Annotated in this window: 7 protein-coding genes; 6 read left to right on the plus strand and 1 reads right to left on the minus strand. The window is 57.6% G+C overall.

The window, feature by feature from the left end; all coding sequences use genetic code 11:
• Positions 1–5: 5 nt before the first annotated feature.
• Positions 6–779, minus strand: coding sequence for an ABC transporter ATP-binding protein (locus tag J5J09_RS16175; RefSeq protein WP_208552242.1), 774 nt, complete (start codon positions 777–779; stop codon positions 6–8).
• 227 nt (positions 780–1,006) lie between these two features.
• On the opposite strand from J5J09_RS16175, the gene J5J09_RS16180 reads away from it, so the two are divergent.
• The 6 genes from J5J09_RS16180 to J5J09_RS16205 all read left to right on the plus strand — a co-directional run bounded on the left by J5J09_RS16180 (position 1,007) and on the right by J5J09_RS16205 (position 14,798).
• Positions 1,007–1,861: an arginine deiminase family protein gene (locus J5J09_RS16180; RefSeq protein WP_208553614.1), complete on the plus strand. Its 855-nt coding sequence runs from the start codon at positions 1,007–1,009 to the stop codon at positions 1,859–1,861.
• On the plus strand, positions 1,858–2,493 hold the full coding sequence (locus tag J5J09_RS16185) for a TetR family transcriptional regulator C-terminal domain-containing protein (RefSeq protein ID WP_208552249.1): 636 nt from the start codon (positions 1,858–1,860) through the stop codon (positions 2,491–2,493). Before J5J09_RS16180 ends, J5J09_RS16185 begins: the two co-directional genes overlap by 4 nt.
• Before the next feature lie 12 nt (positions 2,494–2,505).
• Entirely contained in the window at positions 2,506–3,705 is a 1,200-nt protein-coding gene (locus tag J5J09_RS16190) for a pyridoxal phosphate-dependent aminotransferase (RefSeq protein ID WP_208552251.1), read from the plus strand.
• The gene (locus J5J09_RS16195; RefSeq protein WP_208552253.1) at positions 3,693–5,303 is read left to right on the plus strand and encodes a 5-guanidino-2-oxopentanoate decarboxylase; all 1,611 of its coding nucleotides are present in this window, start codon (positions 3,693–3,695) and stop codon (positions 5,301–5,303) included. Before J5J09_RS16190 ends, J5J09_RS16195 begins: the two co-directional genes overlap by 13 nt.
• Before the next feature lie 113 nt (positions 5,304–5,416).
• The gene (locus J5J09_RS16200) at positions 5,417–6,100 is read left to right on the plus strand and encodes an XRE family transcriptional regulator (RefSeq protein ID WP_208552254.1); all 684 of its coding nucleotides are present in this window, start codon (positions 5,417–5,419) and stop codon (positions 6,098–6,100) included.
• A gap of 217 nt (positions 6,101–6,317) precedes the next feature.
• Complete coding sequence (locus J5J09_RS16205) at positions 6,318–14,798, plus strand: glucoamylase family protein (protein ID WP_208552255.1); 8,481 nt, start codon at positions 6,318–6,320, stop codon at positions 14,796–14,798.
• The last annotated feature ends 49 nt before the right edge of the window (positions 14,799–14,847 follow it).

A 14,847-nucleotide genomic window follows, 5' to 3' on the forward strand; every position in this document is an offset into this window, starting at 1 on the left:
GCCGGCTAGTGAATCGAACGGATGAACTTTTTCAAACGCTCGGATTGCGGATCGCCGAACACCTTTGCAGGCGGTCCCTGTTCTTCGATGATGCCGTTGTGCAAAAAGACGATATGGGTCGCGACCTCGCGGGCGAATTTCATTTCGTGTGTTACCAGGATCATAGTCCGCTTCTCGCGCGCGAGATCTCCGATGACACTTAGAACCTCTCCGACGAGTTCCGGGTCGAGTGCGGATGTTGGCTCATCGAAAAGCATGACAAGAGGTTGAACGGCGAGCGCCCGAGCAATGGCGGCACGCTGCTGCTGCCCGCCGGAAAGAAACGCCGGGTAGGCGTCACGCTTGTCGTACAGCCCGACGCGCCGCAGCAAAGTTTCGGCGATCGTCACCGCCTCGTCTCGTTTCATTCCCAAGACATGGATCGGGACTTCTATGACGTTCTGCAAAACGGTCATGTGCTGCCAGAGATTGAAGCTCTGGAAAACCATGCCAAGACGACTGCGGATTTTCTGCACTTGGCGCCGGTCGGCAGGCATCAGACCACCTCGGCCGTCCTTCTTCAGCAAAATCGTCTCGCCGTGCACCGTTACTGAACCGGCCGTAGGCAGTTCCAGCATGTTGATGCAGCGAAGAAACGTCGACTTTCCGGACCCGGAGCCTCCGATCACCGCGATGACATCGCCTTGACTGGCGGAAAGTGAAACCCCCTTCAGAACCTCTAGAGGGCCAAAACGCTTAAAGAGGTCGCGCACCTCAATGGCCTGCGCCGTCGTGTCCATTCACACCGCCAATGCCCCGCAACAACGGGGAAGCTGTTGCAACTGTCCCACCGGCAGTGTCTTCCTGGACTGATGCGGCGCCGGCCGTTCGCTCGATCCTTGAAGGCAGTTTTGCACTTGTGCGGTAATTATTCAACCGTATAATAACCGAAGTTCATTGGCGCCTTGAAATCATGACGGCTTGAAGTCTGGAGGGGGATAACATCATGGCGCACGGTTCCCAGGAAATGTCCGGTAGACTGAGGCGCGTCCTGATGCGGCGTCCCGGACCGAGCCTCCTGACAGCAGACCCTAAAAGGTGGCACTACGGCCCCACCTTCGACGGAGCCAAGGCAGTAGATCAGTATCGCGCATTCGTAGCGCTCGTCGAACGTAGCGGCACGGAGATCGTGTGGCTGGAGGATAGCGGCGATGGCCTTGCGGATGCAATGTTCACACATGATCCTTCGCTTGTGACACGACATGGAGCCGTAATCCTGCGAATGGGAAAGCTGCTGCGCTCGGACGAACCCGGCCTGCACGAAAATGCCTATCGTAAAGCTGGTATCCCGGTTCTGGGACGGATTGAAGCGCCGGGCACGGTTGAAGGCGGCGACTGCGTCTGGATCGATGAAGAGACACTGGCGATCGGCCGTGGTGTGCGAAGCAACCAGGCTGGAATTGAGCAACTCGCGGCAATTCTTGCTCCGCACGGAATAAGCGTTGTCGGATTCGATCTGCCGCTTTGGCAGGGCGAGGAAGCATGCCTTCATCTCATGTCGGTGATAAGTCCGCTGAAGCGGGATCTTGCTCTCGTCCATGCCCCACTTCTGCCCGCAGCCTTCTACTTTCTCTTGAAGGAGCGCGGAATCGGTTTGGTTGTTGCACCGGAAGACGAGTTTGCGGCTAGCAGCGGCCTTAACCTCAATGTTCTGCCAACAGCACCGGGGGAATTGATCATGATCGACGGGTTCCCGGGAACCAAGACCGCTTTGGAAGCCGCTGGCTGCTCTGTCTCGACCTTTCCCGCCGACGCGCTGTGCGTTGCATGCGAGGGCGGCCCCACTTGCCTGACGCGGCCAATCCTCCGGGATCGGTCATGAGCAGGCGAAGCTTCCATCGAGCCGGCGAGGGAGAACGGAGACAGGAACTGATTACCGCAACGCTCGACTGCGTCGCGGAGTTAGGCCTTCAGGGAGCGACCGTACGCCAGATAGCGGCAAAGGCCGGAGTGACCGGAGGGCTCATCAGGCACTACTTTGCCGGCAAGGATGAGATGATGCAGGCCGCCTATGAAGAGCTTATGGCCGGCATGACAGGCGCGGCCATCGCTGCTGCGGACCGGGGCGGCGCAACCGCCCGCGAGCGCCTTCGAGACTTTATTGTGGCCAATCTGACGCCACCCGTGACGGATGGGCGCACCCTGTCTCTTTGGGCGTCCTTTATAAGCCATGTTCGTACTGATCCGACATTCGCCAGAATTCACCGCGAGAGCTACTTGGCTTTCCTGTCGGCGCTGGAACAATTGATTGCCGCATTTCTTCGCGAATGCGACCAGCCCGCCGATCCCGTGCGCTGCCGGCAACTAGCCATTGCAATCAACGGCCTGATCGACGGGCTTTGGCTTGAGGGAACGATAGCGGGAGACTTGTTCATGGAAACACCCCTCCCCGCCATCGCCCTGAATTCCGTGGAGGCTCTCCTCGGCGGCTTGAGACTGAGCGACCTGGAATAAAGTTGAGAAAAGATGCGCTACGCCTCAATCACTGATCGTCTTGCACATCTGGGCTCCGGTAAATGGGCGGTGCATATCAAGGCTCGCCAGATGGCGGCATCTGGACAACCGGTTATCGAGTTGACGATCGGAGAACCGGACATAGCACCCGACCCGGCGCTTCTGGGCGAGGCGAGCAGGGCAATGCACGCCGGCCGTACGCGATATTCGAATGGCCGCGGTGAACCCGCCGTTGTCGCCGCACTCACCGAGAAATATCGAAAGCGGCGGCCGGATGTCAGTGAGCGGAATATTCTCTGCTTCCCCGGCACTCAAACGGCTTTGTTCGCAGTTATGCTGGGGCTGGTAGAAACCGGAGACGACGTAATTGTCGGTGATCCACTCTACGCGACGTATGAAGGCGTCATCGCTGCGACCGGAGCGAGGATGGCACCGGTACCTCTGCGGCCGGAGAACCGCTTCCATATGAAAGCCGACGATCTGAAAAAAGCAGTAACGGCAAGATCGAGAGCCGTCCTTCTCAACTCCCCTCACAACCCGACGGGAGCGGTTCTCACACGCGCTGAGATCAAGGCAATCGGCAAGGTCTGCATTGAGCACGATCTGTGGATCGTCTGCGACGAGGTTTACGAGGAGCTGATCTTCGACGCACCCTTCGCCTCACCTTTCGATGATCCCGACCTGGCGTCCCGGACGATTGTCGTCTCTTCGATTTCCAAATCACATGCCGCACCTGGTTTCCGGTCTGGCTGGGCCGCCGGTCCGGTCGAGTTTTGCGATCGCCTTCTTCCGGTATCGGAAACCATGCTTTTTGGTGTGCAACCCTTCATAGCCGACATGACTGCCATGGCGGTTTCGGGCTCGTTCGACACTGCCGGCCGGATGCGGGACAACTACCAGCGGAGAGCTAAGCTGGTGGAGCAGCGATTGAAGGAGCACGGAAGTCTCGTACCTTTGATGCCGGAAGGCGGAATGTTTCTTCTGATTGATGTTTCCGGGACAGGATTGACCGGTGAGGAGTTCGCTGCGCGCCTTCTCGATGAAAAGCATGTGGCTGTTATGCCGGGTGGCTCGTTTGGAGACCAAGCGCGATCGTTCGTCCGAGTATCGCTGACTGTCTCGGACGATCTTCTTGAGAAGGCGTCGGCACGAATAGCGGAACTGGGCGATGAATTGGTGGGGCGGGTGCGGACGAAGACATGGGCATCGTAACAAAGACGGTAGGCGAAGCGCTCATCGATATTCTTGAGGCGAACGGGGTCGACGTCGTGTTTGGCATCCCTGGCGTCCACACCGTGGAACTCTATCGCGGCCTTGCAAATTCCAGAATCCGCCATGTCACACCGCGACACGAACAGGGCGCGGGTTTCATGGCAGACGGATATGCGCGCGTCAGCCGAAAGCCGGGGGTTTGTCTCGTGATTACCGGCCCCGGCCTGACCAACACGATTACGGCAATGGCGCAGGCCTACCAGGACTCCGTACCGATGCTCGTGATTTCCGGCGTCAATCCGCGTGCGTCTCTCGGCCACGGCCGTGGCCGGTTACATGAACTACCCGACCAACGTGCGATGATTGCCACACTGGCACTGATGTCGCACACCCTGCTCGAACCCGAGGATTTGCCTATCGTCATGGAGCGTGCATTCGCAATATTGCGCTCGGGGAGGCCGGGGCCCGTTCATATCGAGATTCCCACCGATGTCATGGCGAAAAAAATTTCGATTGGCAAAATCGTATCGCCGGTCGTAGCAGGACCGCGAGCAGAACTTTCCCATCTGCTTGATCTCGCGGAGCGCTGCAAGAGCGCGCGCGCCCCGGTAATTCTGTGCGGCGGAGGCGCGGTATCCGCAGCACCCGGAATCGAACTGCTTGCGCAGCGACTTGACGCTCCTGTAGTCACGACTGTCAATGCGCGCGGGATGTTCTCCGGTCATGACTTGTCGGTGCCAGCCAGCCCCAGTCTTAAAGCGGTGCGAAAGCTGATCGCAGCTTCTGATCTGGTGATCGCTCTCGGAACCCAGATGGGCCAAACAGACTATGACATGTATGATGACGCAGGCTTTCCAGTCATATCCCAACTAGTGAGGGTTGATATCGATCTTCAGCAATTGGCGAGGGGACCCGCCGCCTCGCTGTCGCTCCACTCGACCGTCAACAATCTGGTCGATGACCTTCTCTCGTTACTTGAAGGCAATGCCGTCCAGCGCGACGGACGGCGGCGTGCCGGAGAGGTTACAATCGAGGCGCGCGCTGAAATCGGCGAAAAGCTGGAGCGGCAGGTCACCATTCTGGAAACTATTCGCGACACGCTTTCCAATTGCATCATCGTCGGCGACTCTACTCAGCCGGTTTATGCCGGCAACCTCTTTTACGAGGCGGGACGCATACACGGGTGGTTCAATGCCGCCACCGGATATGGTGCACTTGGATACGGGCCTCCAGCCGCCATAGGCGCCAGCTTGGCGGAGCCCACAACGCCGATTGTCTGTCTTGTCGGCGACGGGGGATTGCAGTTTTCTCTAGCAGAGATCGGTTCGGCCAAGGACTGCGGCGCGAACGTCATCTTCCTCGTCTGGAACAATGACGGTTACGGTGAGATCAAAAACTACATGCTTGACTGCGGCATCACGCCGGAAGGCGTCACGCCATCCGCACCGGATTTCCAGTTGATCGCGTCCGCTTATGGTCTGGCTGCCGAAAAGTTGAGTCACATCTCGGAACTACCCGCCGCACTCTTGAGGGCCGAATCCGCCACCGGGCCATCGCTAATAGAGATCCACGAAATTCTCACTGCCGGAGTGTCGTGACGCGATACGGCTTATCTGCCGATCGATGGCCAAGCGCTTGCAATTACGATAAGACCGCTGACAAGTCGGCGACTTGTTCCGGCGGAGTGGGATCAGTTGGCGGGAGAGGGTGAATGGCGGACACACGCCACGGGCGTAAAGCTTCGGCGGCAGCGCCAGAGGCAAAGCGCGCCTCGCTGCAGCAGGACCCGCATGCAATTCGCGATCCCAAGGAAAACAATCTCGAACTCGCGATCGGCCACGAGGTTCGCTTCTATCGCAAGAAGCTAGGGATAACAGGTGCCGACCTCGCGAATGCCACCGGCATCTCGCTAGGGATGCTGTCCAAGATTGAAAACGGCAACACGTCCCCTTCGCTGACGACACTGCAATCCCTGGCCAAGGCTCTGGGTGTGCCGCTTAGCGCCTTCTTCAGGCGCTTCGAGGAGGTAAGAAACGCGGTGTATGTGCGGTCAGGCGAAGGGCTCGAACTAGAACGTCGCGGCACGCGGGCTGGACATCAGTATAACCTTCTGGGTCATCTCGATGGTGGTCCTAGCGGGCTTCAAATAGAACCATACCTGATCACATTGACCGCCAAATCAGACGTCTTTCCCACGTTTCAGCACGAAGGCATGGAGTTTCTCTACATGCTCGAAGGCGAAGTGAAATACCGTCACGCTGACCGGCTATATACCATGCGACCGGGGGATAGCCTTATGTTCGACGCCGACGCCCCGCATGGACCGGAGGTTCTGGTGAAGTTGCCGATACGTTTCCTCTCCGTGATCTGCTACCAAAGCAGACTGGAAAGCTAGGCATCGCCAAATGAGCCTCTCCGCGGACATGGCACAAAAAAGCCACTATGATAGAAAAGGCACGGACGCCACAAAGGGCGGCTCTCCGACCACTGCATCCGGTCAAGGGACTACCACAGTGTGAGTGCTTACTAGACGATAAAATGGACCGCAGGAACAACAGAACGCACGACGCGTTTCCTGCCGAATGACCAACCCTCAGGAATACTCCGCTAACATGCCCCACGACGTCATGCAGCCGGCTCCCGTGCGCGAAATCGAAACCAAACAGATCGATCACAACGACTCGATCCGCGCCACCTATCTTTCAGTTGAGGAGCTGCAAGAAAAGGCCGCTGAATTGGCAGCGGAAAGCGGAACCGAACTCCCCGGATTCTTTGCCTTCGATTTCTTCGCAAGACACAAGGAGAGCGAGCAAGAAATCCTTCGGGTTTACCGGACAACGGCGGCCGATGTTGAGTCGGGAGCGACGATCACGCCAGCTGCTGAATGGCTCCTGGACAATCACTACATTATCGAAGAAGCCATTCAGGAGGTCCGGCGGGATTTTCCTCGCCGATTCTACCGTCAACTGCCGACAATGCGCGTTGGCACGACCGAAATTCCCCGAACGTTGGCGCTTGCTTGGCTTTATGTCGCCCACACCCATAGCACGACTTCACAGGAAAGCCTGACGGCGCTCGTCGAAGGCTTTCAATCGCGACAGGTCCTGGAAATCGGTGAACTCTGGGCGCTGCCTTCGATGGTCCGGTATGTCCTGATCGAGAATCTGCGACGGATTTCTACCCGTGTGGAGCGCTCTCGTCGTATGCGGCGCCGAGCAAACGAAGTTGCCGACGAAATCATCCGTCTGGGTGACCCGGATGCGAGTGATGAGCTACTGAAGCGAATTGAGGATCTGGCAGAAGACAACACGTTCACCACGCAATTCGTATACCGGCTCCGAAACGGCTCGCAGAACACAAGCTTTGCGGTGACATGGCTCGAGAAGAGGCTTGAGCGAGCAGGCCGATCCGTCGAGGAAGCCCTGACAGCGGAGCAGAACCGTCTCTCGTCCGGTAATGTAACGATGGGAAACATCGTCCGGAGCCTTCGCGAGATTGACGACACAGAGTGGTCGGTGTGGGTCGAACACGTGTGTCACGTTGACCGTGTTCTGGGAATGCACACCGACTATCGCGAACTGGATTTTGGTTCACGCAACGCCTACCGCAACACGATCGAGAAGATGGCCCGGCGTTCGGCCCTCACCGAGGTGGAAATCGCGCAAGCGGCAATCGATTTGGCGAATGACGCAACAGAATCGCGCGAGAGCGAAAGCCTGGCGGACGTAGGAGCATTTCTTGTCGGCAGACAGCGCCGGCAACTGGAGTCGGCGATCAGCTACCGGCCTTCCCTATTGCAAATGCTTGTCCGGTTGATCACCCGCCTGAACTGGCTCGCCATTGCGCTCCCGGTGGTGGGTATCACGCTCGGGGCCCTAGCAATCGTGGCCTGGTTCCTGTTCCAAACGGAGCTCTCAACACCGGTCATCGTCCTGATGCTGATGATGATCGCGCTTCCCGCTTCTGAAGGCGCGACCGGCCTTTTCAATACCCTTGTGACGTTTATCGTGAAGCCGGCGCGTCTCGTCGGCTTCGAATTCAAAGAAGGAATCCCGGAAGCAGCACGAACACTTGTGGCGGTTCCCTGCCTGATTGCAAACAGGGACGAAGTGGACGAACTCGTTCGCAATCTGGAGGTCCACTACCTGACGAACCCGCGCGGGGAGATATACTTCGCCCTGTTGAGCGACTGGCGTGACAGTCAGGTAGAAGAAACCCAAGCGGATATCGAGGTGCTGGAATACGCAAAGCGAGAGATCGCTGAACTCAATCTTCGATATAACGAAGATGGCAAGACACGGTTTTATCTTCTACATCGCCGTCGGCAGTATAACCCCGTCGAGAACTGCTGGATGGGCTGGGAGCGAAAGCGAGGCAAGCTTCACGAACTGAACCTTCTGCTGCGTGGCGACCGCGACACATCGTACATCCCGGGCGCAAATGTCGCACCGGAAAACATACAGTATGTGATGACCCTGGATGCGGATACGCGACTGATGCGCGAAGCCGTGACCAAATTGGTCGGCAAGCTCTACCACCCGATCAACCGGCCGATTGCTGATCCCAAAACCGGCAGAGTGGTCAGCGGATACGGTATTCTACAGCCGCGCGTCACCCCTTCCCTGACGACTGGCAAGGATGCCTCCGTATTCCAGCGCGTGTTTTCGATCAACCGTGGTCTGGATCCCTATGTTTTCACGGTATCTGACGTCTATCAGGACATCACGGGTGAAGGAACGTTCACCGGCAAGGGTCTTTATCATGTCGATGCGTTCGAGGCGGCAATCAAGGGACGTGTCGATGAGAACACTGTGCTCAGCCACGATCTGCTCGAAGGGTCCTTCGCCCGATGCGCCCTGGTCACTGACGTAGAGCTGGTTGAAGACTTTCCCACACGCTACGAGGTGGAAATCTCCCGGCAACATCGTTGGGCACGAGGCGATTGGCAGCTACTGCCTTACATTCTCGATCCACTGCGCGGCATAACCGCGCTTGGCCGATGGAAAATGGTCGACAATCTAAGACGGTCGCTCACACCGATTGCGTGGTTTCTCGCCTCCGTGCTCGGCTGGACGACAATGACACCGCTGGCGGCCGTTCTTTGGCAGATGCTTCTCATCTTCTGCCTGTTTGTCGCACCAACGCTATCGCTTCTTTCCGGACTCATACCGCGTTCAAGCGATTTCGTGCCACGCGCGCACTTTCAGTCTGTTTGGACGGAGGCTCGAGCTGCGAATGCCCAAGTGGCGCTTCGCATTGTCTTCATCGCCGACAACGCATGGATGATGGCGGATGCGATACTTCGTTCGCTCTATCGGCTCTTCTATAGCCGAAAATTTCTGCTGGAATGGAAAACGGCTGCCAGCGTTCAATCCGTCGCACAAGGTGATATCGGGTCTTATTACCATTCGATGCGCCATGCGCCTGCGCTCGCAGTGCTGGCACTGACAATCGCCAGTGTCAACGGAACGTTCGGCGTGGTGGTGAGCCTACCATTCGTAGTGCTTTGGGTGCTCTCCCCACTGGTCGCGTGGTATGTGAGCCAATCCGCGGAGACAGAGGATCGACTCGAAGTTCCACCCCAGACACTTTTCGAGCTTAGAAAGATCGCACGTCGGACTTGGCGTTTCTACGAAACCTTCGTGACAGCGGGCGACAACTACCTGCCGCCGGACAACTTCCAGGAAAAGCCAGAACCTATCGTCGCACACCGAACGTCGCCGACAAATATCGGCGTCTATCTCTTGTCTGTCGTGTCAGCCCGGTACTTCGGCTGGATCAGCTTCGAACAAACCGTCGAGAAGCTTGAGCAGACCTTGTCGACAGTTGACAGGATGGAAAAGCATCGCGGCCATCTCTTCAATTGGTATCATACGGATACGTTGAAGACCCTTGGTCCCAGATATATATCCGCCGTCGATAGCGGTAACCTTGCAGGCCATCTGATTGCCATATCATCGGCGTGCCGAGAATGGGCTGAAGCGCCATCCGCACATCTCCAAGGCAACCTGGACGGCATTGGTGATGTAGGCAGTATACTGGAGGAAGCTCTGAAAGACCTGCCGGACGATCGAAAGATCGTTCGCCCTCTACGACGGCGCCTTGAAGAGAGAATTTCTGGCTTCAGCTCAGCTTTGGCGGCCGTCAAGCGCGAACACGAATTCGCATCCATCCGTATAGCGAATCTTGCGGTTCTGGCACGAGACATCCAGAAGCTCGCAGCCAATCTTCATCATGAGGTACGCTCCGAGCAGAGTGCCGAGGTAACGCGGTGGACGGAAGCCTTGGTCTCGACGTGTGAAGCCCATATCGCAGACTCGGCTTCCGACCTCTCCAATATAGAACCCATCCGTCAGAGATTGGTCACGCTTCGCGACAAAAGTCGTGATTTGGCGTTTTCGATGAACTTCACCTTCCTGTTTCGTCCGGAACGGCGCCTGCTGTCCATCGGATACCGTGCAGACAGCCGGGAACTGGACGAGGCTTGCTATGACCTGCTCGCATCGGAATGCCGTCTGACGAGTCTCTTCGCGATCGCAAAGGGAGATTTGCCGACGGAGCACTGGTATCGTCTCGGCCGTCAAGTCGTCCCGATCGGCGCACGCGCGGCGTTGATTTCGTGGTCGGGCTCCATGTTCGAATACTTGATGCCGCCGCTCGTGATGCAGGAAAGGCAGGGCGGCATACTTAACCAGACGAACAACCTTGTCGTCCAGGAACAGATGAATCATGGCCGTCGGCTGAATGTTCCATGGGGCATCTCCGAGGCCGCATTCAATGCGCGCGATCACGAATTGACCTATCAGTACACCAATTTTGGCGTGCCGAGCTTAGGCCTCAAGCGCGGCTTGGGCCAAAACGCCGTGATTGCGCCCTACGCATCGATTCTGGCCAGCCAGTACTATCCCGAAGCAGCTCTTGAAAATCTTCAACGACTGAGAAAGCTCGGAGCTTTAGGCGCCTATGGCTTCCATGACGCTGTCGATTTCACACCCACACGCGTACCGGATGGCAAGAGGTGCGCAGTTGTCTACAACTACTACGCCCATCATCACGGGATGTCGATTGCGGCGATCGCCAACGTGGCCTTCAATGGCCGTCTGCGCGAACTCTTCCATGCGGATCCGGTAATTGAGGCCGCCGAACTCCTCTTGCAGGAAAAAGCACCGCGCGAAATACCCGTAATGAGCGCGAAACACGAGTCGAGCGTGCCTGGGAAGGGCCAGGCTGATCTATTGCGTCCGGAGATCAGGACGATCACGGATCCGGCATCGAAGGACCGGGAACTGGTCTTCCTGTCGAACGGCCACTATTCGGTTGTCCTTTCGGCAACGGGATCAGGATTCTCTCGGTGGAATGGACAGGCCGTCACCAGATGGAAAGCAGATCCAACCGAAGACCGTTCCGGTACCTTCATCTTCTTGCGGGACACGGCAAGCGGCGACTGGTGGTCTGCGACGGCCACACCCCGCCGCGCAGAGGATGAAAAAACCAAGGTTATATTTGGCGACGACAAGGCCGAATTCTTCAAGACCGTCGGCGATATATCGAGCAGCGTCGAGTGCATCGTGGCTACAGAGCACGACGCCGAAGGTCGCCGCGTGACGCTTCTGAATACAGGGCCTGAGGACCGTTACATAGAGGTCACATCCTACCTTGAGCCTGTGCTTGCGATGGATGATGCCGACAACGCGCATCCACTGTTCTCGAAGATGTTCCTGCGCACCGAGTTCGGGAAGCGAAAGGACGTGATCCGGGTTGAGCGCAACAAGCGAAGCCCTGGCGACCCGGATATGTGTCTCGCGCACTTGGTGGTCGACAATGCGGGACCCGGTCGCCCAACGGAATTTGAAACCGACCGAATGGCGTTTATCGGACGAGGCAGGACCCTGTCCGACGCCGCTGCCTTCGATCGGGACGCCACGCTTTCCGGCACCGAAGGCTTCACTCTGGACCCGATTCTCAGCCTCCGCCGTATTGTACGGGTGCCTTCGGGCAAGAAGGTCAATGTGATTTTCTGGACCATCGCGGCTCCTAACCGCGAGGAAATCGACCAGGCTATCGACCGCTACCGTCATCCGGACGCCTTCAGCCATGAACTCATCCACGCATGGACCCGAGTTCAGGTCGAAATGCGGCACATCGGCATCACATCTCAGCAGGCTGCGGCTTTCCAGCACCTTGGGCGTTACCTGGTGTATCCGGAAACGCACCTGCGCGCCGACCCGGAAACGGTACGCAATGGCCTGGCGTCTCAACGAAGCCTGTGGCCGTTGGCGATATCCGGCGACTATCCCATCTTCGCCCTGCGCATCAACGATGACATGGACATCGACATTGCACGCGAGGCATTAAGTGCACAGGAATATCTCCGGCGTCGCGGTATCGTCGCCGATCTCGTGATCGTAAACGAGCGGGCATCGTCCTACGCGCAGGATATGCAACATGCGCTGGACGCGCTGTGCGAGAACCTTCGACACACGCAAGGAGACGGCGTAAAGCCGCACGTTTTCGCGGTTCGACAGGACCTGATGGAAGAGAGCACTTGGAATGCGCTTCTGGCAGCTGCGCGTGTCGTCCTCCACGCGCGAAACGGCAAGATCGTTGATCAGATAAACCGCGCGGTCTCACTCTATTCTTCGCCACGCGGCGGGGAAGGGCGCGATGCGGAATGGTCTGGCCGAATATCTTCACCTTTGCTGCCCAAAACAGAACGAGATCAGACTGAAGCCGATCTCGACCTCTGGAACGGATTTGGGGGATTTAGCAAGGATGGTCGCGAATACGTCATCCGTCTGCAGGCCGGTGAGACGACGCCTCATCCGTGGATCAATGTTATCGCCAACGAGCAGTTCGGCTTCCATGTCTCGGCCGAAGGATCGGGCTTCACCTGGAGCAAAAATTCCCGCGATTATCAATTGACGCATTGGTCAAACGACCCGGTGATCGATCGCTCCGGTGAGGCTTTCTACATCACCGACCTTGACAGCGGCGAGGTCTATTCCCCTACTGCCTCCGGCAACCTGCGCTCCGAAAGCACATTCGAGGCACGTCACGGTCTCGGCTATTCCGTATTTGAAGCCGTTCACACCGATATCAGAACAACGCTCACTCAGACCGTGGCGAGGACGCTCCCAGTCAAGCTGAGCCGCTTGACGCTCCAAAACACATCGCTCGAAAGGCGACGTCTGCGTTGCTACGCGCTGGTAGAGTGGGTGTTGGGCAACAATTCGCAGAAGACGGCGCCATTCGTGTTGTCGAGCTTCGACGAGGAAACTGGCAGCCTTTTCGCTACAAATCCCTACAGCATAGATTACGCAAGCCGCTATTCCTTCTTCGGAGCGTCAGCGCGGCCGGACAGCTTCACAACGAACCGACGGGAGTTTGTCGGGCGAAATGGATGCATCAAGCTTCCGCAGGCGGTAGCGCGAGCCTCAGCGCTTCTCAGTGCCACGGAAAGCGAAGGCGACCCTTGCGCCGCACTGGCTTTCGATATCGAGTTGGGCCCTGGCGAGACGCGAGAGTTGGTCTTCCGACTGGGCGATGGTGGTTCGAGAGAAGAGGCTGGAGACATTTTAGATAAGGTCTCCGCGATATCCTTTGACAAAGTCCTCAACGAGCAGAAGGACTTCTGGCTCGACTTCACCAGCCGCGTAAAGGTGCATACACAGGATATCGCGCTCAATAACCTCGTGAATTTCTGGCTCCCTTACCAAACGTATGGTTGCCGTATCACTGCAAGGGCGGCATTCTACCAAGCAAGCGGCGCCTACGGTTTCCGTGATCAGTTGCAGGACTCGTTGAGCCTTCTCCTTCACGATCCAGGGCTTGCCAGACGACAGATCCTCGCAGCCGCAGGGCGTCAGTTCCGCGAAGGCGATGTACAACATTGGTGGCTGCCGCAGACCGGCGCAGGCGTCCGCTCAACCATTTCGGACGACGTCGTGTGGCTTTCTTACGCCATCGTCCGCTACATCAGGACCACGGGCGACGCCGGTATCCTCGATGAGCGTATACCTTTCCTGTTGGGACCGGAGCTCAAGCCGGGCGCCCACGATGGATTCTTCCAGCCAGAGATATCGGAAGATGACGCCGATCTCTATGAACACGCGGCATCTGCTTTGGATCTCGCCATACAGCGTACCGGTGAACATGGCCTGCCATTGATCCTCGGTGGCGACTGGAACGACGGGATGAACCGGGTAGGCGAGAGCGGACGCGGCGAAAGCGTCTGGCTGGGCTGGTTCCTGGGTCAAGGACTACGGGACTTCATTCCGTACGCCGAGCGTCGCGGAGATCTCGCCAGAATGGCGCGGTGGCAGAAGCATCTAACCGACCTGACGCAGTCACTGGACACGCAGGCATGGGACGGAAGCTACTATCGGCGCGGCTATTTTGATGACGGATCTGCGCTCGGCGCATCGGAGTCGCTCGAGTGCAGGATCGATTCGATCGCGCAGTCCTGGAGCGTGCTTTCGGATCTCGGAACACCTGACAAACGAGCGCTCGCACTCCAGTCTGCCTACGACGAACTCGTCGATCAGGAAACCGGGATCATCCGCCTCTTCACACCACCTTTCGTGCGAAGCGAGAAGGATCCCGGTTATATCAAGGCCTATCCGCCGGGGGTTCGGGAGAACGGAGGGCAATACACGCATGCAGCTATCTGGTTGGGAATGGCATTTGCGCGTCAGGGCGAGACCGACAAGGCCTGGCAAAGCTTCTCCATTTTGAATCCGGCGAACCGTGCTTTGACAAGGAGCGACGCAGAAACCTACCGCGTCGAACCCTATGTGGTAGCGGCTGATGTTTACGGTGCTGAACATTATGCCGGCCGTGGTGGCTGGACCTGGTATACGGGATCGGCCGGATGGCTCCATCACTTTGCGCTAAGCGAATTGCTGGGAATTGAGCGCCGAGGCGATCGGATGCATGTCTCGCCGCTTCTGCCCGACCACTGGCAGAGATTTTCCGCCGAGGTATCCCTGGAAGGAAAGACTTTCGCGATCGCCGTTGATCGCTCAGGTCAAGGATATACCGTCAGCGTCAATGGCGAAAAGCTTCCAGATGCCAGCCAGGGCATACGCATCTGACAAGATTTCAAAAATGGAAAGGGCGGCAATAGAGCCGCCCTTTCACCAT

It is taken from the genome of Ciceribacter sp. L1K22 (assembly GCF_017599385.1).
Lineage (GTDB): Bacteria > Pseudomonadota > Alphaproteobacteria > Rhizobiales > Rhizobiaceae > Allorhizobium.

What these genes read in the sequence shown, in the direction of transcription:
- J5J09_RS16175 (WP_208552242.1), bottom strand. Translation starts at nt 779, where the DNA reads ATGGACACGACGGCGCAGGCCATTGAGGTGCGCGACCTCTTTAAGCGT.
- J5J09_RS16180 (WP_208553614.1), top strand. Translation starts at nt 1,007, where the DNA reads ATGTCCGGTAGACTGAGGCGCGTCCTGATGCGGCGTCCCGGACCGAGC.
- J5J09_RS16185 (WP_208552249.1), top strand. Translation starts at nt 1,858, where the DNA reads ATGAGCAGGCGAAGCTTCCATCGAGCCGGCGAGGGAGAACGGAGACAG.
- J5J09_RS16190 (WP_208552251.1), top strand. Translation starts at nt 2,506, where the DNA reads ATGCGCTACGCCTCAATCACTGATCGTCTTGCACATCTGGGCTCCGGT.
- J5J09_RS16195 (WP_208552253.1), top strand. Translation starts at nt 3,693, where the DNA reads ATGGGCATCGTAACAAAGACGGTAGGCGAAGCGCTCATCGATATTCTT.
- J5J09_RS16200 (WP_208552254.1), top strand. Translation starts at nt 5,417, where the DNA reads ATGGCGGACACACGCCACGGGCGTAAAGCTTCGGCGGCAGCGCCAGAG.
- J5J09_RS16205 (WP_208552255.1), top strand. Translation starts at nt 6,318, where the DNA reads ATGCCCCACGACGTCATGCAGCCGGCTCCCGTGCGCGAAATCGAAACC.